Here is a 1,859-nt window from a genome sequence, read left to right on the forward strand (position 1 = left end):
GGCCGATGCCGAGGGCGAACGCCCGTGCGGCGGCGATGCCCACCCGGAGCCCGGTGAACGGACCGGGCCCCATGCCCGCCGCGACGCCCGAGAGGTCGGCCGGGCGCACGCCGGCTCGGGCGAGGACGTCGCGGATGCCGTCGCCGATGAGCTCGGCGTGCCGCATGGTGTCGTTCGTGCCCGCCTCGGCGAGGATCCCGCCGTCGAGGTCGACGACGGCGACGCTCGTCCCGGTGGACGTGTCGATCGCGAGAAGCATGGCATCCAGCCTAGATGCGCGCCGCCGAGCGCCCGCCGGGAGCGGGCCGCATCCTCCCGGTCAGTCGTCGAGCTGCGGCTGCACGGCGAACGGCGTGCCGGCCCATCGCGGGCCGTGGCCGAGGAGTTCGACGGTCCTCGGTTCGTCCTCGTCGAGCTCTGCGTCGCGCTCGGCCCCGGCCCCGGCCTCGGCCCCGGCCCCGGCGGCATGGCCGTCGACGTCGTCGTGGCCGCGGCGACGGGCGATGACCACCTCGAGCCAGGACTCGCTGACATCGTCGAGCAGGCCGGCGCCCCACTCGACCACGACGACGGAGTGCGCGAAGTCGAGGTCGAGGTCCTCGAGCTCGGCGGCGCTGCCGAGGCGGTAGGCGTCGACGTGCACGAGGGGTGCCCTGCCGACCAGGCTCGGGTGGGTCCGCGCGAGCACGAACGTCGGGCTCTGCACCGGACCGCGGACGCCGAGTCCGTCGCCGATGCCGCGCGTGAGCGTCGTCTTCCCGGCGCCGAGCGGACCGGTGAGCACGACGAGGTCGCCGGCCCGCAACGTGCGACCGAGCTCTCGGCCGAGGGACTCCATGGCCTCGGTGTCGGCGACCGATCGGCGCATCAGGCGCCTCCGACGTGCGTGCGAGGGACGCGCGGGCCGATGCGCGTGACGATCTCGTAGCCGATCGTGTCGGCGGCGTCGCCCCACTCGTCGGCCGACGGGGCGCCGGCGGCCGGGTCGCCGAAGAGCACGACCTCGTCACCGACGGCGACCTCGGCGTCCCCCACGTCGACGAGGAACTGGTCCATCGCGATGCGACCGGCGATCCGATGTCGGGCGCCGTGGATCACGACCTCCGCTCGCCCGGAGGCCTGCCGCGGCACGCCGTCGGCGTAGCCGAGCGGGACGAGCGCGAGCGTCGTCGGATTCGGAGCACGCCAGGTGTAGCCGTACGAGGCGCCCGTTCCGGACTCGACGCGTCGCACGGCGGCGACGCGCCCGCGGAGGGTCATCACGGGCGTCAGGCCGAGCTCCGCGGCGGTCGTGCCGTCGCCGAAGGGCGGCACGCCGTAGATCCCGATGCCGATCCGCACCATGTCCAGGCGCGCCTCGGGCAGGCGCAGGGCCGCGGCCGTGGATGCGAGGTGGCGGATCTCCGGCGAGAGCCCCGCGCGCTCGGCGGCGGCGGCGCCGTCGAGGAACGCGGCGAGCTGCGCGGCGTCCTCGTCGGGCGACGTGTTCGCGAGGTGGCTGAAGAGGCCGCGGACCCGCACGCGCCCCTCCGACTCGAGCACCGTCGCACGCGCGACGACGTCGTCCCAGTCGGCGCGCAGGATGCCGTTCCGACTGAGGCCCGTGTCGAGCTTGAGGTGCACGTTCGCGATGCGGCCGGCGGACGCCGCGGCATCCGCCATCGCCTCGAGCTGGGCCGCCGAAGAGGCGCCCAGGTCGATGTCGTGGGCGATGGCGGCCTCGAAGCGCGCGGCCGGGTCGTGCAGCCAGGCGAGGATCGGAGCCTCGATCCCGGCGTCGCGCAGCGCGAGCGCCTCGTCCAGGTCGGCGACGCCGAGGTGGTCCGCGCCCCCGTCGAGTGCGGCGCGGGCGACGTGCA

3 protein-coding genes are annotated in these 1,859 nt (G+C 75.5%); all 3 read right to left on the reverse strand.

Annotated features, from left to right (window positions below; genetic code table 11):
- The coding region (gene tsaB, locus ESO86_RS16250; protein ID WP_129235879.1) for a tRNA (adenosine(37)-N6)-threonylcarbamoyltransferase complex dimerization subunit type 1 TsaB at positions 1-259 on the reverse strand (259 nt) is incomplete at its 3' end.
- A 60-nt stretch (positions 260-319) separates the two neighbouring features.
- Positions 320-868 (reverse strand): tRNA (adenosine(37)-N6)-threonylcarbamoyltransferase complex ATPase subunit type 1 TsaE, encoded by a 549-nt coding sequence (gene tsaE / locus ESO86_RS16255; RefSeq protein ID WP_129235880.1) that lies wholly within the window; start codon positions 866-868, stop codon positions 320-322.
- The coding region (alr, locus tag ESO86_RS16260; RefSeq protein ID WP_129235881.1) for an alanine racemase at positions 868-1,859 on the reverse strand (992 nt) is incomplete at its 5' end. The genes tsaE and alr, both read right to left, overlap by 1 nt.

It is taken from the genome of Agromyces binzhouensis, from assembly GCF_004135055.1.
In the GTDB taxonomy this organism is placed as follows: Bacteria; Actinomycetota; Actinomycetes; order Actinomycetales; family Microbacteriaceae; genus Agromyces; species Agromyces binzhouensis.

Excerpts from the sequence above, each read along its gene's own strand:
- tsaE (WP_129235880.1), bottom strand. The coding sequence starts at position 868 with ATGCGCCGATCGGTCGCCGACACCGAGGCCATGGAGTCCCTCGGCCGA.